Below are 19,489 nucleotides of genomic sequence, written 5' to 3'. Positions count from 1 at the left end.
CCATGACATTTACACTTCAAAATCTGATCGCACTATTACCGCTGATGATCGTCGGATTGACGGTGGTGGTGGTGATGCTGTCCATTGCGTGGCGACGCGACCATTTTCTCAATGCCACACTGACAGTCATCGGGCTGAACGTTGCCTTACTTTCCCTTTACTACGTCGGGCAGGTCGGGCCGCAGGACGTCACACCGCTGCTGCGTGTTGACGGTTATTCGATGTTCTACATCGGGCTGGTCTTGCTGGCGAGTCTGGCAACCAGTACGTTTGCTTATCCGTGGCTGGCCGGTTATCCGGACAACCGTGAAGAGTTCTACCTGTTAGTTCTCATCGCGGCCATGGGCGGCATTCTGCTGGCCTGTTCTAACCATCTGGCGTCAATGTTCCTGGGGATCGAACTGATTTCCCTGCCATTGTTTGGCCTGATCGGTTACGCCTATCGCCAGAAACGTTCGCTCGAAGCCGCTATCAAATACATGCTGCTGTCTGCGGCGGCCTCCTCATTCCTGCTGTTCGGTATGGCGCTGCTGTACGCACAATCTGGTGATTTGTCCTTTGCGTCATTGGGCAAAAACCTGGGCGACGGACAGATGCTGCATCAGCCACTGCTGATGGCCGGTCTGGGCATGATGATTGTCGGTCTGGGCTTCAAACTGTCACTGGTTCCGTTCCATCTGTGGACTCCGGACGTGTATCAGGGCGCTCCGGCACCGGTTTCGACTTTCCTGGCGACCGCCAGCAAAATCGCTATCTTTGCCGTGGTCATGCGTTTGTTCCTGTATGCACCGGTTGCTGACAGCGAAGCCATCCGTATCGTTCTGGGCATTATCGCCTTCTGTTCGATTCTGGTCGGTAACCTGATGGCCATCAGCCAGAGCAACATCAAGCGTCTGCTGGGTTACTCGTCAATCGCTCACTTGGGTTATCTTCTGGTGGCGCTGATTGCCGTGCAAACGCATCAGCTGTCGATGGAAACCGTCGGTGTGTATCTGGCCGGTTACCTGTTCAGCAGCCTCGGCGCGTTCGGTGTGGTCAGCCTGATGTCCAGCCCGTACAAAGGCCCGGACGCAGAATCGCTGTTCTCCTACCGTGGTCTGTTCTGGCATAAACCGATCCTGTCCGCGGTGATGACTGTGATGATGTTGTCACTGGCCGGTATTCCGATGACGCTCGGCTTTATCGGTAAGTTCTACGTGATTGCGACCGGTGTCACCGCGCATCTGTGGTGGCTGACCGGCGCTGTGGTTGTCGGTTCTGCGATTGGTCTTTACTACTACCTGCGCGTGACCGTGAGCCTGTATCTCAGCGCGCCGGAAACGCTGGTCCGTGACACCCCGAACAACTGGGCGTTAACGGCAGGCGGCGTGGTGGTTCTGATTTCCGCGATTCTGGTGCTGTTGCTGGGTATCTTCCCGCAACCGCTGATTTCGCTGGTTCAGATGGCCCAACCGCTGCTCTGATTTTTACCGTCACGAATGCAGTAACAAACAAAGAAGCCGCTCAGATGAGCGGCTTCTTTAATTAATAGGTCTTGATGTGTGATGTAAATCACATTTATATGTACGTTCAACGAATCATTACATTAAATTTGTGATCTTCCCCATTCCATTCTTCCCATCAATGCGTAAACTGCGCGCTTGTTCAAATTTGTGCAGGTTTTAAACATGAATGTTTTAGTGATGATCGCGATCACCACCGGGATCCTCTCCGGTCTCTGGGGCTGGGTGGCTGTCAGTCTGGGTCTGATCGGCTGGGCAGGTTTCCTGGGCTGCACCGCTTATTTCGCCTGCCCGCAGGGCGGGTTGCGCGGACTCGTGATCAGCACGCTGACCTGCATGAGCGGCGTTTTCTGGGCGGTCGTCATTATCGCGGGCAGCGCGATGCGCCCGGAACTGAGTATTCTCGGCTACATGCTGACCGGCGTTGTCGCTTTCCTCATGTGTATTCAGGCCTGGCAACAATGGCTGGCTTTTGTGCCGGGCACCTTCATCGGCGCGTGTGCGACCTTTGCCGCGCAGGGCGACTGGCGCCAGGTCGTCGTGTCGCTGCTGGTCGGGCTGGTGTTCGGTTATGCGATGAAAAACAGCGGATTATGGCTGGCGAAACAGCGTGAAAAATCGCGTGCGCAGCCGGAAAAATCTGCCGTTTTTGTGAAAACCGAAGGGTCAGAAGGTTCTTAAAACTCCCGAATTTACGGCAGTTTATGCGGATCCAGCGGGCATTTACTCCCGTTCTGCGCTAGGGTTATAGGCAGTGTGAATTTTCACATCATAAGGAGATAAACATGGCTGACCAATTTGAGACACAGCAGAACTCGTTAGATGACGATTTGCGTATGCTGACTGAAACTCTGGAAGAAGTGCTGAAATCTTCCGGTGATAAAGCCGATGAGAAATATGTCCAAATCAAAGCGCGTGCAGAAAATGCACTGAAAGACATCAAATCGCGCATTGATCCTCAGGCTCGCTCTTACTGTAAAAAAGCCCGCAAAGTTGCAGAACAAACTGACAGCTATGTGCGCGATAACCCATGGCACGGCGTCGGTGTTGGCGCGGCCGTAGGTCTGGTGGTTGGCCTCCTTCTTCGACGCTAATCCCGCTGAGCAGGAGCGGTTTTCGCTGCTCCTGCTGCCTAACGTTTGATTACTCCTTTCTCTCCTCCTATACTCCTTCTTAGCTAACGTCACTCACTTCAGCTTGATCTGTCGCATATTTTCATTTTTCGTATCGCCGCATAATTCATCCGTAATTGATCCAACCCGTTTTTTGATCCAGAAGGGTATTTCTGCCCGTCACAAAACATCCGGTATGGCCCGAGGTAGCGGTGAAACAAATATCAGCAATCATTGAACAGCTTGATACAGCGCTTGCAGGCGAATGGCCTGATACCGCGGGCATCCGGCAGTTCAGTTATTCCCTGCAAAAACAGCCTGACACCGGCCTGCTTGAATGGTTATCCGCACAACCGTGCTATCCGAAATTCTACTGGCAGCAGCGCGATGGTGATGAAGAAGCCGCCGTGTGTGGCGATGCCTATGCGTTTGGTAACCTGTCGCAGGCGCAGGATTTTATCCGCGAGTACCAGGACATTCCCGATCTGCATATCTGGGGGCTGAACGCCTTCAATGCGGACAACGATGACGCCGCATTTGCCGCCAACGCACTCTTCCTGCCACGCATTGAACTCTGCCGTAAAGGCACCACTTACTGGCTGCGCTGTACCGTTTTCAGCACCCGCTCATTGTGCGATGAAGCACGACGCACCCGGTTGTTCCTGCGTTCGCTGGTCGCCAGCCGGGATTTGCCGCCGATCACTTCCCGCGTTATCCAGCACCAGCATCTGCCCGCACAACCGCAGTGGAACGAACTGATTTCACAGGCGCTGACCTGCATTGAGCAGCAGCAATTCGACAAAGTCGTTCTCGCCCGTAAAACGACCTTAACGCTCAGCCAGCCGCTGAACGCCTGCGCTTTTCTCGCCGCCAGCCGCGAAGTCAATCATCGCTGTTATCACTTCATGCTGGCGTTTACGCCGCAACAGGCTTTTCTGGGCTCCAGCCCGGAACGTCTTTTCCTGCGCGACCATACTGAATTGTTCACCGAAGCGCTGGCAGGCACTGTCGCCAATCATCCTGATGATGATGAAGCACAAACGCTCGGCGAATGGCTGCTGAATGATGGCAAAAACCAGCGCGAAAACCTGCTGGTGGTTGATGATATTTGCCAGCGTTTGCAGGGCGGGGCGCATTCTCTGGACGTGATGCCTGCTGAGATTTTGCGGTTACGCAAAGTACAGCATCTGCGCCGCAGCATCCACGGCGAGCTCGCCGAGGCCGATGACGCCGGATGTCTGCAACGTCTGCAACCGACGGCGGCGGTGGCCGGGTTACCGCGTCAGGCCGCGCGTGAATTTATCGCCAGTTATGAGCCGTTTGACCGCCAGTGGTACGCCGGTTCTGCCGGGTATCTCAGTACTGAACAAAGTGAATTTACCGTGGCATTGCGCTCTGCGGCGGTAAAAGGACATCAGCTGGAACTTTACGCCGGGGCGGGGATTGTCGCCGGTTCAGACGCTGCACAGGAATGGCAGGAAATCGAAAACAAGGCCGCAGGATTGCGGACATTGTTGGAAGAGCATTACACGCCTGCCGTTCAGGCCGGATAATCCTTTGCCGGAGTGAGTTCATCATGTCTGTTGCCGTCTTTAACCGTCGCTGGGCGACGCTGATCCTTGAAGCACTGACCCGCCATAATGTGCAGCATGTCTGTATTGCTCCCGGCTCCCGTTCCACGCCGCTGACCCTTGCGGCCGCGGTGCATCCGCACCTAATCTGTCACACCCATTTTGACGAACGTGGTCTCGGCCATCTGGCGCTCGGTCTGGCAAAAGCCAGCGGGCAACGTGTGGCGGTGATTGTGACATCCGGCACCGCCGTCGCGAATCTCTATCCTGCGCTGATTGAAGCCGGGCTGACCGGTGAAAAACTGGTGTTGCTCACCGCCGATCGTCCGGCAGAGCTCATCGACTGCGGCGCGAATCAGGCCATCCGCCAGACCGGCATGTTTGCCAGCCATCCCGTCGGAACGCTGGATTTGCCGCGCCCGACGCCGGAAATCAGTGCCCGCTGGCTGGTATCGGCTCTCGATAACGCGCTGGCGCAGCAGACGCACGGCGCGGTACATGTCAATTGTCCGTTTGCTGAGCCGCTTTATGGCGAAGATAACGGTGAACATCAGGACTGGCTGCAAACGCTGGGCGACTGGTGGCAGGGAAATCAGCCGTGGCTGTCTTATTCGCCGGTGCAGCATCCGGCGGCGCAGTCTGACTGGTTTTCATGGCGGCAAAAACGCGGCGTGATTATCGCCGGACGCATTTCTGCCTCTGAAAGTGAGCTGCTGGCGCAATGGGCTGAGCAACTCGGCTGGCCGCTGGTCAGCGACGTGCAGGCTTCAACCGGCAATCCGTTGCCGTGCGCAGACTTGTGGCTGGCGTCACCGCAGGCACAGTCTGTCCTGGCGAGGGCGCAGCTGGTGATTCAGTTTGGCGGCGGGCTGACGGGTAAACGGCTGCTGCAATGGCAGGCCGCGTGCCAGCCGGAGGAATACTGGCTGATCGACACCTTGCCGGGCAGGCAGGATCCGGCGCAGCACCGCGGCCGCCGTATTCAGGCCGATGTCGCGGAGTGGCTCTTTGCGCACCCTGCGCAGTCTCAGCCGGACTGGGCAGAAGAGCTGGAACACTGTTCCCTGCGTGCATTGAACGCCGTGGAAAATCGCCTTGAAGGCACTTTTGGTGAGGCCGCTGCGGCGTGGTTGCTGCCTGCTTTATTGCCAGAGCACGGCCAGCTTTTTCTCGGCAACAGCCTGATCGTCCGCCTTGTCGATGCTTTAGCGCAGTTGCCCGCCGGTTATCCGGTTTTCGCTAACCGCGGCGCCAGCGGAATTGACGGCCTGCTTTCAACCGCCGCCGGTGTTCAGCGCGCAACCTGCAAACCCACGCTGGTGCTTCTCGGCGATATCTCCGCACTTTACGATTTAAACGCGCTGGCGCTGATGCGTCAGTGTTCCGCCCCGACGGTCATCATTGTGGTGAATAACAACGGCGGGCAGATTTTCTCTTTGTTGCCGACGCCTGAGGCCGAGCGCCAGCGTTTTTACTGCATGCCGCAAAACGTCGAATTCAGCCATGCGGCAGCGATGTTTGGTCTGGAATACGCCTGCCCCGATTCCATGAGTGCGTTACGCGATGCCGTCGGCCAGTGCTGGCAGCACGGCGGCGTAAAACTTATCGAGCTGAAAGTCAGTGAAACGGAAGGCTCTGAGTGTCTGCGTGATTTAGTCAGAGAGGTCAGCGCATCATGACGCTGGCCTGCACGCGACTCAGTAGCGAAGCCGAAGGGCGTCCGTGGCTGGTCTTTCTCCACGGCCTGTTAGGCAGTGCTGAAGACTGGCGGCCGCTGTTGCCTTCGCTGACCGGATGGCCGTGCTTACTGTTGGATTTACCGGGGCACGGGCGTTCCGCCGCGATTACCGCCGCCGGTTTTGCCGACGTCAGCCAGTTGCTGACCGATACGCTGAACGGGCAGGGCATAACGTCTTACTGGCTGATCGGTTACTCACTGGGCGGGCGCATCAGCCTGTATCACGCCTGTTACGGTGACACATCCGGCTTGCAGGGCGTGCTGGTAGAAGGCGCACATCCCGGGCTGACCTGTCAGGCTGAGCGCGCGCAGCGCCGTCATCACGATCAGCAATGGGCCGCCCGTTTTACGCAAGCGTCCTGGCCGCAGACACTCGCCAGCTGGTATCAGCAGCCGGTGTTTTCCAGCCTGACGGACGAACAGCGCGCGGAGCTGGTTTTATTGCGTGAGGGCAATAATCCCCGCGCCGTTGCCGCGATGCTGGCCTCCACGTCGCTGTCGGTGCAGCCCGATTTACGCCCCGAACTGCGCCTGCTTTCCCGCCCGCTGGCATGGCTGTGTGGCAGCGCTGACACCAAGTTTATCGATCTTGCACAGCAGTCCGGTTTCGAACTGCGTACCGTCGCCAATGCCGGGCATAACGCCCATCGTGACAATCCGGCGGAATTTGCCCGTCAGGCGCTGGCGTTCATTAATTCACCTGTCTTAAAGGAAGTTGAGCATGATTTATCCTGATGAAAAAGAACTGTATGCGCCGGTCGAATGGCGTGACTGCACCGGCGAATTTGAAGATATCCGTTATCACAAATCTGTTGATGGCATCGCTAAAATCACCATCAACCGTCCGCAGGTGCGTAATGCGTTTCGCCCGCTGACCGTCAAAGAAATGATCCGTGCGCTCGACGATGCCCGTAATGACGAAGGTATTGGCGTGATTGTGCTGACCGGCGAAGGCGAAAAAGCCTTCTGCGCAGGCGGTGATCAGAAAGTCCGTGGCGATTACGGCGGCTATCAGGACGCCAGCGGCGTGCACCACCTGAATGTGCTGGATTTTCAGCGTCAGATCCGTACCTGCCCGAAACCTGTTGTGGCGATGGTGGCCGGTTTCTCCATCGGCGGCGGACACGTTCTGCATATGATGTGCGACCTGACGATTGCCGCGGATAACGCCATCTTTGGCCAGACCGGCCCGAAAGTCGGTTCCTTCGACGGCGGCTGGGGCGCTTCTTATATGGCGCGCATCGTCGGCCAGAAAAAGGCCCGCGAAATCTGGTTCCTGTGCCGTCAGTACGACGCGAAAGCCGCGCTGGAAATGGGCCTGGTCAACACCGTGGTTCCGCTGGCCGATCTGGAAAAAGAAACCGTGCGCTGGTGCCGTGAAATGCTGGAGAACAGCCCGATGGCGCTGCGTTGCCTGAAAGCTGCACTCAATGCAGACTGCGACGGTCAGGCTGGGTTGCAGGAACTGGCGGGTAACGCCACCATGCTCTTCTACATGACCGACGAAGGTCAGGAAGGCCGCAACGCGTTTAACGAAAAACGCCAGCCGGACTTCAGCAAATTTAAGCGTAATCCGTAATGCGCCGCGCCACGGTGTACCGGTATAGCCTGCCGATGGAGGCGGGCGTGGTGCTGCGCAATCAGCGTCTGAAAACGCGTGACGGTTTGCTGGTATCACTGTGGCAGGACGATAAAACCGGCTGGGGCGAAATTGCGCCGCTGCCCGGTTTTAGTCAGGAAGGATTGCCGCAGGCGCAGGATGCCGTTCAGCACGGGCTGAGCCAGTGGGTGCAGGGCGCATCGCTGACGGCGGTCGCCTCGGCGTTCAGCAGTTTGCCTTCTGTGGCGTTCGGTCTGAGCTGCGCCGATGCGGAACTGCGCGGCGAATTGCCGGAAGTCATGAGTTTGCGCTGTGCGCCGCTGTGTCATGGCGATCCGAATGAACTGTATGCGCGTCTGGGCGAACTGCCGGGTGATTTATTTGGCAAGAAAGTCGCCAAAGTGAAAGTCGGTTTGTACGAATCGGTAGGCGACGGGCTGAATGTCAGCATGTTGCTGGAAGCGTTGCCGGAGCTGCGTTTACGCCTCGACGCTAACCGCAGCTGGACGCCGGTCAAAGCCGAAGGATTTGCCCGTCACGTCGCCCCTGAGCTGCGTTCCCGCATCGCGTTTATAGAAGAACCCTGCCTGACGCGTGAACAATCCCGCGACTTTGCCCGTACCACCGGCATTAAGATTGCCTGGGACGAAAGCGTGCGCGAGCCCGGCTTTACCGTTCAGGCCGAGCCGGGGCTGGCGGCGATCATCATCAAACCTACGCTGACGGGAAGCCTGTTGCGCTGCCGCCAGCTTATTGCGCAGGCCCATGCGGCGGGGCTGGAAGCCGTCATCAGTTCATCGATTGAATCCAGCCTCGGGCTGACGCAGCTGGCGCGTATCGCGCAATGGCTGACGCCCGACGCCGTGCCGGGGCTCGATACGCTGGATCTGATGCAGGCACAGCTGGTCCGGCAATGGCCGGGTTCCGCACTGCCGCTGACGGATGTTTCTCAACTGGAAAAGGTATGGCAGAGCAAATGATCAATGACTGGCCGTGGCGTGAACGGGCTAACCGTTCGCCGTTTGCCGTGGCGCTGAAAGCCGGGGATATCACCTGGTGCTGGCGTGATTTGCAGCATCGCATCGATTCACTGGCCGCCGGATTTATTCAGCAGGGCATCAGTGAAGGCGCGGGTGTTGTGCTGCGCAGTAAAAACAGTCTGGATGCGCTGCTCAGTTATCTGGCGCTGTTGCAGGCTGGCGCGCGTTTACTGCCGCTGAATCCGCAGTTGCCGCAGAGCCTTTGCGAAGAATTATTGCCCCAGCTGGACATCAGTTTTGTGCTGGATCTGACCGGACAGCCGCTGTCCCTGAGCCAGACGCCGCTGCATTTGCGTAACGCGTTTTCCGTCAGCTGCGTTTCATGGCAGCCGGAGCGTATTGCAACAATGACGCTCACTTCCGGCTCCAGCGGGTTGCCGAAAGCCGCTGCGCATACCCTTTCCGCGCATCTTGCCAGCGCGCGCGGCGTTCTGAGTTTGATTCCGTTCACACAAAACGACAGCTGGCTGCTTTCGCTGCCGCAGTTTCATGTTTCAGGGCAGGGGATTATCTGGCGATGGCTTACCGCCGGTGCCACGCTGGTGCTGGCCGCGGATAAAAATATCGCCGCCGCGCTGGCGGAATGCAGCCACGCGTCGCTGGTACCGACGCAGCTCTGGCGTTTGTTGCAACAGCCGGCATTCCCGGCGTCCCTGCGACACGTACTGCTCGGCGGTGCGCAGATCCCGCTGGAACTGACCACGGAGGCCGAAAAGGCTGGCGTTCAGTGCTGGTGCGGTTACGGGATGACGGAAACGGCGTCCACGGTGACGGCCAAACGCGCTGATGCGTCGGCGGGTGTGGGCATGCCGCTGGCCGGAAAAGACGTCCGTATTTCTGACGAAGAAATCCTCATCCGTGCCGACAGCCTGGCGGCCGGTTACTGGAAAAACGGTGGTCTGACGCCGCTGACGGATGCCGGCGGCTGGCTGCATACCCGCGATCGCGGCGGGTGGCATGCCGGAGAACTGTTTATCGCCGGGCGTCTGGATAATCTGTTTTTCAGCGGCGGCGAAGGCATTCAGCCGGAAGATATCGAAAAAGTGCTGGTCAGCCATCCTCAGGTTTCGCAGGCTTTTGTGGTTCCCGTTGCTGATGAACAGTTCGGACATCGTCCGGTGGCGGTGCTCGACGCACAGGCCGGGCTGGTTTATGCGGAACTGAATCTCTGGCTGAGCCGGAAATTGCCGCATTTCCAGTTGCCGGTGGCGTATCACGCTCTGCCCGAAACGCTGGCGCAGGGCGGTATCAAAATCTCCCGGCTGCGCATCCGGCAGTGGATTGAAACGCTGACCGCGTAGACGAAAAAAGGGCCGCATCGCGCGGCCCTTATCACTGCTTACGGTGTTAACCGGATCAGGCTTTCAGTGCTTCTTCAACGCCCACGCCATACGCCGGATCGACTTTATAAAACAGGTCGAGCTGGCGTTGTTGCGTTTCTGGCGACGCATGTTTGAGTTCACCCGCGATGCGCGCAAACATACGCTGATGTTCTTCGGCGCAAAGCAGGTTGAACAGCAGGCGCGGCTGCGTGTAGTAATCGTCATCTTCGCGGTGATTCCAGTGGTCTGCCGCGCCTTCAATCGTCAGCGGTGGTTCGCTGTAATCTGGCTGTTCCTGGAATAAACCTGCGCTGTTCGGCTCATAGGTCACGCCGTTACCGCTGTTGCCGTCAACGCGCATCGCGCCGTCGCGGTGATAATTATGGAACGGGCATTTTGGTGCGTTCACCGGGATCTGATGATGGTTCACGCCCAGACGATAACGGTGCGCGTCGCCGTAAGAGAACAGGCGGCCCTGTAACATTCTGTCCGGTGAGAAGCCGATGCCCGGCACCACGTTCGCCGGGCTCATCGCCACCTGCTCAACTTCGGCAAAGTAGTTTTCCGGATTACGGTTCAGCTCGAATTCACCGACCTCAATCAGCGGATAATCGCTGTGCAACCAGACTTTGGTCAGGTCAAACGGGTTGTACGGCAGTTGGGAGGCTTCCGCTTCCGGCATGATTTGCACGAACAGTTTCCAGCGCGGGAAATCGCCGCGTTCGATGGCGTCATACAGGTCGCGCTGTGAACTTTCGCGGTCGGTGCCGACCAGTTTTTCGGCTTCGTCATCCATCAGGTTTTCAATACCCTGCTGGCAGCGGAAATGGAATTTCACCCAGAAACGCTCATTTTCTGCATTGATAAAGCTAAAGGTGTGGCTGCCGAAACCGTGAATGTGACGGTAAGACGTTGGCAGGCCACGGTCACTGACGTCGATGGTCAGCTGATGCAACGCTTCAGGCAGATGCGAGAAGAAGTCCCATTTATACGCCGGGTTACGCAGGTTAGTGCGCGGGTCGCGTTTCACGACGTGGTTCAGATCCGGGAACTTCAGCGGGTCACGCAGATAAAATACCGGCGTGTTATTACCGACCAAATCCCAGTTGCCTTCTTCGGTGTAAAACTTCATGGAGAAGCCGCGGATATCACGTTCTGCATCCGCCGCGCCGCGTTCACCGGCCACGGTGGAGAAACGGATAAACATGTCGGTTTGCTTGCCGATTTCAGAGAAGATCTTCGCGCGGGTGTACTGCGTAATATCGTGCGTCACGGTGAAGGTACCGTGCGCGCCGGAACCTTTCGCGTGCATTCGACGCTCAGGGATCACTTCGCGGTCGAAGTGCGCTAATTTCTCAAGAAACCAGACATCCTGCAGAAGCAGCGGGCCACGGCGGCCTGCGGTGATGACATTGTTATTATCGACGACGGGTGCGCCAGAGGCTGTTGTTAATCCTTTCTTCGTCATGACAATTCCTTCCAGTTTGAAACGGGTGTGGGGTAAAAGGGGCTGTGGAAGCCTTTTTTACATTCCTTGTCTGAGGGTTGCTTTCCTAAGCAAAATTCACTCTACCCACAAGTAATAAACCCTATATTGATCAGGGGCAAATAGGCTGGAGTTATCATTCCGATTAGAAATCGTCGTTTCATCAATGAAATCGATGTTTCTTACAATTTACCGCCTTTTCGCGAATGTTTTAAAGTTCCAAAAAGTTGTTACAACAGAGTGAATTGCTTTAGACTTCACGCGGAAGAATCATTGTCGTTTAGCAATTATTTAGGATAAATAATGAAAAAGTTTCTTGTCGCTGGTGTTGCTGCCAGCCTGATGTTCGCGGCTGCTTCTGCAAATGCAATCAGCGTGAATGGTGAAGTTGGCGAGCATTACACTCACTTAGGCGTGGGCTTCGGCACCACTTCTCCGGGTCTGGCGTTAAGCGGTGACTGGACACATAACGATGACGACGGCGATGTTGCCGGTCTGGGTCTGGGCTACAACATCCCGCTGGGTCCGTTCATGGCCACCGTTGGCGGTAAAGGGCTTTACACCAACCCGAAAGACGGTGACGAAGGTTACGCAGCAGCAGTCGGTGGCGGCCTGCAATTGCCAATCGCTAAACTGTTCACCCTGTACGGTGATTACTATTATTCCCCGGATTCACTGTCCAGCGGCATTGGCAACTATAAAGAAGCGAATGCAGGCGTGCGTCTGACCGCGATTCCGTTAGTGACCGTGAGCGTGGGTTACCGCTACATGGCGCTGGACGGCAAAGGCGGCAACCGCGACAACATCGTGGCCGATGGCGCCTACCTCGGCGGCGCAATCAATTTCTGATTCCCCGTCATCTTTCGGGCCGCAGATGCGTTGGCTGCTTTCGCTCACCCCGGTCACATACTTGTGTATGCTCCCGGGGATTCGCTCTTTTGCCGCCTTTCTGCAACCCGAAATCTTTAGGGAAATCTTCTGATAAAGCCTGCTCAGCGGGCTTTTTTTTCGTCTGAAAGTTCATTTTCGCACTCTCACTTTGTGCTTTTGCAATTGTGTTTCGGCCTGAGCCTTTCTACAGTGGAGTGACAAAAAACAGAAGGAGAACGGGATGCTTAGGGTTGAGATGCTGAGTACGGGTGATGAAGTGCTGCACGGCCAGATTGTGGATACCAATTCCGCGTGGCTGGCGAATTATCTGTTCGAACAGGGTTTACCGATGACCAGCCGCGAAACTGTCGGCGACAGTCTGGAAGCGCTGGTAGCCGTTCTCAAAGAACGCAGCCATATCGCCGATGTGCTGATTGTAAACGGCGGGCTAGGGCCGACAACGGATGACCTGAGCGCGCTGGCTGCCGCCAAAGCCTGCGGCGTTGAGCTGGTGGAAGATGCCGGTTGGATCAAAACCATGCAGGCATTTTTCAACGAACGTGGCCGCCCGATGGCTGAATCCAACCGTAAACAGGCGCAGATCCCGGCCAACGCCGAACTGCTGGATAACCCGGTCGGCACGGCCTGCGGGTTTAGCGTCAGGCTCAACCGCTGCCAGATTTTCTTCACGCCGGGCGTACCTTCCGAATTCAAAGTAATGGTTGAACAGCAAATTGTTCCGCGCCTTCACAAGCAATTTCCCGCACTCGAAGCGCCGTTGTGTCTGCGTCTGACCACCTTCGGACGCGGCGAAAGCGATCTCGCCACCGAGCTGGATAAACTTGAGCTTCCGGAAGGCGTGGTGATGGGCTATCGCTCATCGTCACCGATAATCGAATTGAAAGTCACCGGCCCGCGTTCGCAGGAAGCGGCGATGCATAAAGCTTTCGAACGCGTCCGCGAAGTGGCGGGTGAGAGCACAATTTTTGAAGGTCTGGGGAGTTTGCCGGATCGTCTGGCTGAGCGTCTGCTGGCACAAGATCTGCGTCTTGCGGTGAGTGAAAGTTTCACCGGCGGCCTGCTGAACTGGCGGCTGCAAAGCGCAGGCGTTCCGCTGGCCGGAGGAGAACTGCTGGCGCACAGCGAAGAAGCGTCACCGGAAAAATCCCTCGAATGCCTGCTGGCGCGGGCACAGGGGCTGGCGGAAACCACCGGCGCACAACTCGCGCTGGCCGTCGGGGCATTATCAGGCGATCAGCTTAGCCTTGCCTTGCATACGCCGTCCGGTACCAGCGGATTGACGATCCGTTATACCGCCACGCGGCACGGACTGACGTTACGGCAGGAGACGATGGCGATGGTCGCGATGGATATGCTGAGGCGTTATCTTAACGGGTGGGAGGTGGTGGCGGATTATCCGTGGTTGGATCGGGTGGCGAAGGTTTAGCTTTGCAAAGCCAGGGAAACTTTAAGGTCAAGACCTTGGGTTGCCACCCAAACTGGCAAAACCTTGGGCTCGCCGCCCAAACTGGCCCAAAGGGCGCGTTAACGCGCGCGCCCTCTGGACACCCGCGCTTTTTAACTCCGCGCTGCCGCTCGCTGACTATGTTTCAGCAATTTCTGCTAGTGCCGCAAACGCCGCCGCTGCGCGGTCCTTTCGCTTCGGGTTCGAACCTGCTCGAAAAAAGACTCTCGCCGTTTCTCACCGCTCACTCAACGCCGTTTTGAAAGCGGCCAATGGCTTTTTAGTTCGCAACCTTGCCATGCCATTCATTATTCTTAAAAACGAAGAAGCACCAAAATCGATTCTCTTAAATAGTGAGATGGCGCACTCAAAAATCCTGCTGAACGAAGCGGGCTGGAGACCCAAGGCTCCAGCACCGAGAGAAGGCACCGCGCAGCGGCAGGGTTTTGCGCCACGCGCCCAAGCCTCAGAACATGTCCATCGGCCCAGCGACAGCGCGCAGTGATAAAACGCGGGAGTCCAGAGGGAGAAGGTTTATTCTCCCTCTGGTCGGTGTGGGCCGATGCCCACGACCTTGATTTTGATTTAGAATTTAAACCGGAAGCCAATCTCAACAGCGGGTACGGGCAGCAGCCTGCTAAAATTCAACTTCAATATCCCCCACCGGCAGGCAGCAGCAGGGAAGGACATCGCCTTCCGCCACAAACGCCAGGGGTTTTTCACTGTACTCAACCGTCCCGCGAACAAGCTTCATGCGGCATGATCCGCAATAACCTTCCCGGCACTGGTATTCCACTTCAACCTGATGATGCTCAAACACTTCCAGCAAATTCCGGTGGCCGGATTTGCAGGCCAGTTGCTGGCCGGTTGCTGAAAGTGTGATCGTCCTGTCCGTCATTTAAAGCTCGAAATCACTCAAATCGTCGGCGTGAACTTCAGAGTCAATCTGGCCGACCAGATAGGAGCTGACTTCCACTTCCTGCGGCGCAACCTGCACGTTGTCAGAAACCAGCCACGCGTTGATCCATGGGATCGGGTTAGAGCGGGTTTTGAACGGTGCGGTCAGGCCCACGGCCTGCATGCGGATGTTGGTGATGTATTCCACGTACTGGCACAGAATGTCTTTGTTCAGGCCAATCATGGAACCGTCTTTGAACAGGTATTCCGCCCAGTCTTTTTCCTGTTGCGCAGCCAGCACGAACAGGTCGTGGCATTCCTGCTCACACTCTTTGGCAATCTCAACCATTTCCGGGTCGTCCTGACCTGAACGCAGCAGGTTCAGCGCGTGCTGAGTACCGGTCAGATGTAGTGCTTCGTCGCGGGCGATCATCTTGATGATTTTCGCATTCCCTTCCATCAGTTCGCGCTCAGCAAAGGCAAACGAACAGGCGAAGCTGACGTAGAAACGCACGGCTTCCAGCGCATTAACGCTCATCAGGCAGATGTAGAGTTTCTTCTTCAGTTCACGCAGGTTTACCACGACGGTTTTGCCATTCACCTGATGCGTGCCTTCGCCCAGCAGGTGATAGTAACTGGTCATTTCGATCAGCGTGTCGTAGTAACCGGAGATGTCTTTCGCGCGCTTGAGGATTTCTTCGTTAGTGACGATATCGTCAAACACAATCGCCGGATCGTTCACGATGTTACGGATGATGTGCGTGTAAGAACGAGAGTGAATCGTTTCTGAAAACGCCCAGGTTTCGACCCAGGTTTCCAGCTCTGGAATGGAAATCAGCGGTAAAAGCGCAACGTTCGGGCTGCGTCCCTGAATGGAATCGAGCAGAGTCTGGTATTTCAGGTTGCTCAGGAAGATGTGTTTTTCGTGATCCGGCAGGGCCTGAAAATCGATACGGTCGCGGGAAACATCAATCTCTTCAGGGCGCCAGAAGAAGGACAGCTGCTTTTCGATCAGCTTCTCAAAGATCTCATGTTTCTGCTGGTCGAAACGGGCAACGTTGACTGACTGGCCAAAGAACATTGGCTCAAGAAGCTGATCGTTTTTGTTCTGCGAAAAAGTACTGTAAGCCATAACTCTCTTCCTCGAATTACTCGGCAAAAACCCCCTGACGGGGGTTTTATAAAATATAATTTATTTAAAACAGACGATTAGATTTTGCAGGCACCGCTTTCGCAGTCGTCAGCTACTTCAGCTTTCATGTCTTCCTGCACATCGTCAGCACCGTCGCGGGTGTTCTGATAGTACAGCGTTTTTACGCCGAATTTGTAGGCCGTGAGCAGGTCTTTCAACAACTGTTTCATCGGCACTTTGCTGTTCGGGAAGCGTGACGGGTCGTAGTTGGTGTTAGACGAAATCGCCTGGTCGATGAATTTCTGCATCACGCCAACCAGTTGCAGATAACCGTCGTTGTTTGGCATGTCCCACAGTAATTCGTACTGATCTTTCAGACGCTCATACTCAGGCACAACCTGGCGCAGGATGCCGTCTTTCGACGCTTTAATGCTGATGTGGCCGCGCGGTGGTTCGATGCCGTTGGTGGCATTGGAGATCTGCGAAGACGTCTCGGAAGGCATCAGCGCGGACAGCGTGGAGTTACGCAGGCCGTGGGTTTTGATGCTTTCACGCAGGGAATCCCAGTCCAGATGCAGTGGCTCGTCGCAAATTGCATCCAGATCTTTCTTGTACGTATCGACCGGCATGATGCCTTGCGAGTAAGTGGTTTCGTTGAACCACTGGCAGGCACCTTGTTCTTTCGCCAGTTCGTTGGAGGCTTTCAGCAGGTAATACTGAATGGCTTCGAACGTTTTGTGCGTCAGATTATTGGCGCTGCCGTCAGAATAACGCACACCGTTTTTCGCCAGATAGTACGCGTAGTTGATCACGCCGATACCCAGAGTACGGCGGCCCATCGCACCGCGTTTTGCGGCCTTGATCGGGTAATCCTGATAATCGAGCAGGGCGTCGAGTGCGCGAACGGCCAGAACCGCCAGCTCTTCCAGATCGTCGAGGCTATCAATCGCGCCGAGGTTAAAGGCAGACAGCGTACACAGCGCAATCTCGCCGTTTTCGTCGTTCACGTCGTCCAGCGGTTTGGTTGGCAGCGCGATTTCCAGACACAGGTTGGACTGGCGAACGGGCGCGATAGCCGGATCAAACGGGCTGTGAGTATTGCAATGGTCAACGTGCTGAATGTAGATACGGCCGGTAGAAGCACGTTCCTGCATCATCAGTGAGAAGAGCTCAACCGCTTTCACTTTCTGCTTACGGATGCTGCTGTCTTGCTCGTATTTCTCATACAGACGCTCGAATTCGTCCTGATCGGCAAAGAACGCATCGTACAGGCCAGGCACGTCGGACGGGCTGAACAGCGTGATATCGCCGCCTTTCACCAGACGCTGATACATCAGTTTGTTGATCTGCACGCCGTAGTCCATATGACGGACGCGGTTGCCTTCAACACCACGGTTGTTTTTCAGCACCAGCAGGCTTTCTACTTCCAGATGCCACATCGGGTAGAACAATGTCGCTGCGCCGCCGCGAACGCCGCCCTGAGAGCAGGATTTCACCGCAGTCTGGAAGTGTTTATAGAACGGGATACAACCGGTGTGGAACGCTTCGCCGCCACGGATCGGGCTGCCCAGCGCACGGATGCGACCGGCGTTGATGCCGATACCGGCACGTTGGGAAACGTATTTCACGATGGCGCTGGACGTTGCGTTGATGGAATCCAGGCTGTCGCCACATTCAATCAGAACGCAGGAGCTGAACTGACGGGTCGGGGTGCGCACGCCAGACATAATCGGCGTAGGCAGGGAAATTTTGAACGTTGAAATTGCGTCGTAGAAACGTTTGATGTAGTCCAGACGGGTTTCACGCGGGTAGCCGGAGAACAGGCACGCGGCAACCAGAATATAGAGGAACTGTGCGCTCTCGTAGATATCGCCGGTCACACGGTTCTGGGCCAGGTATTTCCCTTCGAGCTGTTTGACCGCAGCGTAGGAGAAATTCATGTCGCGCCAGTGGTCAATAAAACTGTCCATCTGCTCGAACTCTTCAGCCGTGTAGTCTTCCAGCAGATGTTTGTCGTATTTACCCATTTCAACCATGCGGGTGACCTGAGCCAGCAGTTTTGGCGGTTCAAACTGGCCGTAGGCTTTTTTGCGCAGATGGAAGATCGCCAGACGGGCAGCCAGATATTGGTAATCCGGGGCATCTTTGGAGATCAGATCGGCAGCCGCTTTGATAATCGTTTCATGAATATCAGCGGTTTTAATCCCGTCATAGAACTGGATGTGTGAACGAAGTTCTACTTGAGAAACTGATACGTTTTGAAGACCTTCCGCTGCCCAGTCAATGACACGGTGGATTTTATCAAGGTTGATGCGTTCTGTGCGGCCATCACGTTTAGTAACAAGCAGACTTTGGTTCATTCGGGGCGATACCTCAAAGGTTTATACAGTGCCTGACCTTGCCGTGAAAACACGCGCGACAGCACAAAGAGTCCCTTGTGTGCTGGTCAGGATATAAACACAATATATTGTGGGTTTGTTATTTTCTGATGACAAGATAGTGACTGAATGGCCCTTTTGCAAGTGAACAAAATGGCCTGTTTTGTGGATAAGTTGGGGAGAAATTTTTGCCTCAAGCCTGAGGAGTCCGTCATTGCTGGCGCGACAAACCTGTCAATATCTGAGATACGATTTTCTTATATTTTTGCGAAAGGTGATCGACTGCCGGTTTATTAAACGTTAGAAAAAAACGCTATATTGATCTGGATAACTATTCTAAAAAAACATGTTGCGGCTGCCGGATGAACCAACGCCCTAAAAACTAAGGTTTAAGTGAAATTATGAGCAGGGATGTTCGCGAAAAGTCTGAAGATTTCAGCCCGGAACGCATCTTCCGGGCTTGACGTGGGGGTGATTTCGCGCACTCAGCTCGCGCTGTTATTTTCAGCCTGGGTATGAATCATGTAATTCACATCGACGTTTGGCCCGAGCTTGAAATGGTCCGTCAGCGGGTTGTAATGCAGCCCCATAATGTGGCGTTCAAACAGCGGCGTGCGGTCAATCATGTTCAGCAACTCTGAAGGCTTGATGAACTTTTTGATGTCATGCGTGCCCTTAGGCACCATCTTCAGCACATATTCTGCGCCGAAAATCGCCATCAGCCAGGCTTTGTTATTGCGGTTGATGGTGGAGAAGAAGACGTGGCCGCCGGGCTTCACCAGACGGGCGCAGGCCGCAACCACGGACGCCGGATCCGGCACGTGCTCCAGCATTTCCATACAGGTGACAACATCGTATTGCTGAGGATGGGCTTCGGCGTGCGCTTCAACCGTTTCCTGCACGTAAGTGACTTTCACACCGCTTTCCAGCGCATGCAGACGCGCGACCTGCAACGGCTCGCCGCCCATGTCCAGACCGGTCACTTCTGCGCCGGCCACCGCCATGCTTTCACTTAAAATTCCGCCGCCGCAGCCGACGTCGAGAACCTTCTTCCCGAACAGGCCGTCGGCGCGCTCAAGAATGTAGTTCAGGCGAAGTGGATTAATGCGGTGAAGGGGTTTGAATTCGCCTTCCAGATCCCACCAGCGCGAGGCGACGGCCTCAAACTTGGCGATTTCTTCATGGTCAATATTCTGTGGCTTAGAGGCCGGTGTGGTTGTCATGAGCGTGATGAACTCCTTATATCCAGATGAGCGGATTATACATATTCCGTCCGGTTTGGTTCAGTTTTGTCGCCACTGGCTAATCTTTGTACGAATTCACGCGCTTTGCGCAAAGGTTTGAATCATGTTGGACAATACTGCGCAAAAGGGGGA

The 19,489-nt window shown here is 55.7% G+C and carries 17 protein-coding genes; 12 read left to right on the top strand and 5 right to left on the bottom strand.

Features of this window, described 5'->3' with window-relative positions; all coding sequences use genetic code 11:
- Nucleotides 1-2 precede the first annotated feature (2 nt).
- From nuoN to menE, 9 genes are all read left to right on the top strand, one after another.
- On the top strand, nucleotides 3-1,463 hold the full coding sequence (gene nuoN, locus KWG64_RS02520) for an NADH-quinone oxidoreductase subunit NuoN (protein ID WP_195816364.1): 1,461 nt from the start codon (nucleotides 3-5) through the stop codon (nucleotides 1,461-1,463).
- 204 nt (nucleotides 1,464-1,667) lie between these two features.
- The gene (locus tag KWG64_RS02515) at nucleotides 1,668-2,183 is read left to right on the top strand and encodes a DUF1097 domain-containing protein (RefSeq protein ID WP_218520823.1); all 516 of its coding nucleotides are present in this window, start codon (nucleotides 1,668-1,670) and stop codon (nucleotides 2,181-2,183) included.
- A gap of 104 nt (nucleotides 2,184-2,287) precedes the next feature.
- Nucleotides 2,288-2,596, top strand: coding sequence for a DUF883 family protein (locus KWG64_RS02510; RefSeq protein WP_195816361.1), 309 nt, complete (start codon nucleotides 2,288-2,290; stop codon nucleotides 2,594-2,596).
- A 230-nt stretch (nucleotides 2,597-2,826) separates the two neighbouring features.
- Nucleotides 2,827-4,167 (top strand): isochorismate synthase MenF, encoded by a 1,341-nt coding sequence (menF, locus tag KWG64_RS02505; protein ID WP_218520822.1) that lies wholly within the window; start codon nucleotides 2,827-2,829, stop codon nucleotides 4,165-4,167.
- A gap of 23 nt (nucleotides 4,168-4,190) precedes the next feature.
- Nucleotides 4,191-5,864: a 2-succinyl-5-enolpyruvyl-6-hydroxy-3-cyclohexene-1-carboxylic-acid synthase gene (gene menD, locus KWG64_RS02500; protein ID WP_218520821.1), complete on the top strand. Its 1,674-nt coding sequence runs from the start codon at nucleotides 4,191-4,193 to the stop codon at nucleotides 5,862-5,864.
- Entirely contained in the window at nucleotides 5,861-6,658 is a 798-nt protein-coding gene (gene menH / locus KWG64_RS02495) for a 2-succinyl-6-hydroxy-2,4-cyclohexadiene-1-carboxylate synthase (protein ID WP_218520820.1), read from the top strand. The genes menD and menH overlap by 4 nt, the downstream gene beginning before the upstream one ends.
- Nucleotides 6,645-7,502 carry a 1,4-dihydroxy-2-naphthoyl-CoA synthase gene (gene menB / locus KWG64_RS02490; RefSeq protein ID WP_195816357.1) on the top strand — a complete coding sequence of 286 codons (858 nt, stop codon included), beginning with the start codon at nucleotides 6,645-6,647 and terminating at the stop codon, nucleotides 7,500-7,502. Before menH ends, menB begins: the two co-directional genes overlap by 14 nt.
- Nucleotides 7,502-8,503, top strand: coding sequence for an o-succinylbenzoate synthase (gene menC, locus KWG64_RS02485; RefSeq protein ID WP_218520819.1), 1,002 nt, complete (start codon nucleotides 7,502-7,504; stop codon nucleotides 8,501-8,503). The genes menB and menC overlap by 1 nt, the downstream gene beginning before the upstream one ends.
- On the top strand, nucleotides 8,488-9,864 hold the full coding sequence (gene menE, locus KWG64_RS02480) for an o-succinylbenzoate--CoA ligase (protein WP_218520818.1): 1,377 nt from the start codon (nucleotides 8,488-8,490) through the stop codon (nucleotides 9,862-9,864). Before menC ends, menE begins: the two co-directional genes overlap by 16 nt.
- Before the next feature lie 55 nt (nucleotides 9,865-9,919).
- Here menE and KWG64_RS02475 read toward each other — a convergent pair whose 3' ends face one another.
- Nucleotides 9,920-11,353, bottom strand: coding sequence for a catalase (locus KWG64_RS02475; protein WP_218520817.1), 1,434 nt, complete (start codon nucleotides 11,351-11,353; stop codon nucleotides 9,920-9,922).
- A gap of 321 nt (nucleotides 11,354-11,674) precedes the next feature.
- On the opposite strand from KWG64_RS02475, the gene KWG64_RS02470 reads away from it, so the two are divergent.
- The 3 genes from KWG64_RS02470 to KWG64_RS02460 all read left to right on the top strand — a co-directional run bounded on the left by KWG64_RS02470 (nucleotide 11,675) and on the right by KWG64_RS02460 (nucleotide 14,211).
- The gene (locus KWG64_RS02470; RefSeq protein WP_218520816.1) at nucleotides 11,675-12,220 is read left to right on the top strand and encodes a YfaZ family outer membrane protein; all 546 of its coding nucleotides are present in this window, start codon (nucleotides 11,675-11,677) and stop codon (nucleotides 12,218-12,220) included.
- 262 nt (nucleotides 12,221-12,482) lie between these two features.
- Nucleotides 12,483-13,688 carry a nicotinamide mononucleotide deamidase-related protein YfaY gene (locus tag KWG64_RS02465; RefSeq protein ID WP_218520815.1) on the top strand — a complete coding sequence of 402 codons (1,206 nt, stop codon included), beginning with the start codon at nucleotides 12,483-12,485 and terminating at the stop codon, nucleotides 13,686-13,688.
- A 40-nt stretch (nucleotides 13,689-13,728) separates the two neighbouring features.
- Nucleotides 13,729-14,211, top strand: a complete 483-nt coding sequence (locus KWG64_RS02460) for a hypothetical protein (RefSeq protein ID WP_218520814.1) — start codon at nucleotides 13,729-13,731, stop codon at nucleotides 14,209-14,211.
- Nucleotides 14,212-14,343: 132 nt separating this feature from the next.
- On the opposite strand, the gene yfaE is transcribed toward KWG64_RS02460, so the two are convergent.
- From yfaE to ubiG, 4 genes are all read right to left on the bottom strand, one after another.
- Entirely contained in the window at nucleotides 14,344-14,604 is a 261-nt protein-coding gene (gene yfaE / locus KWG64_RS02455) for a class I ribonucleotide reductase maintenance protein YfaE (RefSeq protein ID WP_195812944.1), read from the bottom strand.
- Nucleotides 14,605-15,735: a class Ia ribonucleoside-diphosphate reductase subunit beta gene (nrdB, locus tag KWG64_RS02450; protein WP_195825115.1), complete on the bottom strand. Its 1,131-nt coding sequence runs from the start codon at nucleotides 15,733-15,735 to the stop codon at nucleotides 14,605-14,607. It lies immediately after the preceding gene.
- A gap of 77 nt (nucleotides 15,736-15,812) precedes the next feature.
- Nucleotides 15,813-18,095, bottom strand: coding sequence for a class 1a ribonucleoside-diphosphate reductase subunit alpha (nrdA, locus tag KWG64_RS02445; protein ID WP_195825114.1), 2,283 nt, complete (start codon nucleotides 18,093-18,095; stop codon nucleotides 15,813-15,815).
- A 503-nt stretch (nucleotides 18,096-18,598) separates the two neighbouring features.
- Entirely contained in the window at nucleotides 18,599-19,336 is a 738-nt protein-coding gene (gene ubiG, locus KWG64_RS02440) for a bifunctional 2-polyprenyl-6-hydroxyphenol methylase/3-demethylubiquinol 3-O-methyltransferase UbiG (RefSeq protein WP_195825113.1), read from the bottom strand.
- Nucleotides 19,337-19,489 lie beyond the last annotated feature (153 nt).

Origin of the sequence: Rahnella sp. PD12R, assembly GCF_019200965.1 — a bacterium.
Lineage (GTDB): Bacteria > Pseudomonadota > Gammaproteobacteria > Enterobacterales > Enterobacteriaceae > Rahnella > Rahnella laticis.
Note: the sequence above shows the minus strand (reverse complement) of the source record. Positions and strands in the feature narration are given on the sequence as shown.

Coding starts and splice junctions, on each gene's coding strand:
- menE (WP_218520818.1), top strand. CDS start 8,488: ATGGCAGAGCAAATGATCAATGACTGGCCGTGGCGTGAACGGGCTAAC.
- KWG64_RS02465 (WP_218520815.1), top strand. CDS start 12,483: ATGCTTAGGGTTGAGATGCTGAGTACGGGTGATGAAGTGCTGCACGGC.
- yfaE (WP_195812944.1), bottom strand. CDS start 14,604: ATGACGGACAGGACGATCACACTTTCAGCAACCGGCCAGCAACTGGCC.
- menC (WP_218520819.1), top strand. CDS start 7,502: ATGCGCCGCGCCACGGTGTACCGGTATAGCCTGCCGATGGAGGCGGGC.
- nuoN (WP_195816364.1), top strand. CDS start 3: ATGACATTTACACTTCAAAATCTGATCGCACTATTACCGCTGATGATC.
- nrdA (WP_195825114.1), bottom strand. CDS start 18,095: ATGAACCAAAGTCTGCTTGTTACTAAACGTGATGGCCGCACAGAACGC.
- KWG64_RS02515 (WP_218520823.1), top strand. CDS start 1,668: ATGAATGTTTTAGTGATGATCGCGATCACCACCGGGATCCTCTCCGGT.
- ubiG (WP_195825113.1), bottom strand. CDS start 19,336: ATGACAACCACACCGGCCTCTAAGCCACAGAATATTGACCATGAAGAA.
- menB (WP_195816357.1), top strand. CDS start 6,645: ATGATTTATCCTGATGAAAAAGAACTGTATGCGCCGGTCGAATGGCGT.
- KWG64_RS02470 (WP_218520816.1), top strand. CDS start 11,675: ATGAAAAAGTTTCTTGTCGCTGGTGTTGCTGCCAGCCTGATGTTCGCG.
- KWG64_RS02475 (WP_218520817.1), bottom strand. CDS start 11,353: ATGACGAAGAAAGGATTAACAACAGCCTCTGGCGCACCCGTCGTCGAT.
- menD (WP_218520821.1), top strand. CDS start 4,191: ATGTCTGTTGCCGTCTTTAACCGTCGCTGGGCGACGCTGATCCTTGAA.
- menH (WP_218520820.1), top strand. CDS start 5,861: ATGACGCTGGCCTGCACGCGACTCAGTAGCGAAGCCGAAGGGCGTCCG.
- KWG64_RS02510 (WP_195816361.1), top strand. CDS start 2,288: ATGGCTGACCAATTTGAGACACAGCAGAACTCGTTAGATGACGATTTG.
- nrdB (WP_195825115.1), bottom strand. CDS start 15,735: ATGGCTTACAGTACTTTTTCGCAGAACAAAAACGATCAGCTTCTTGAG.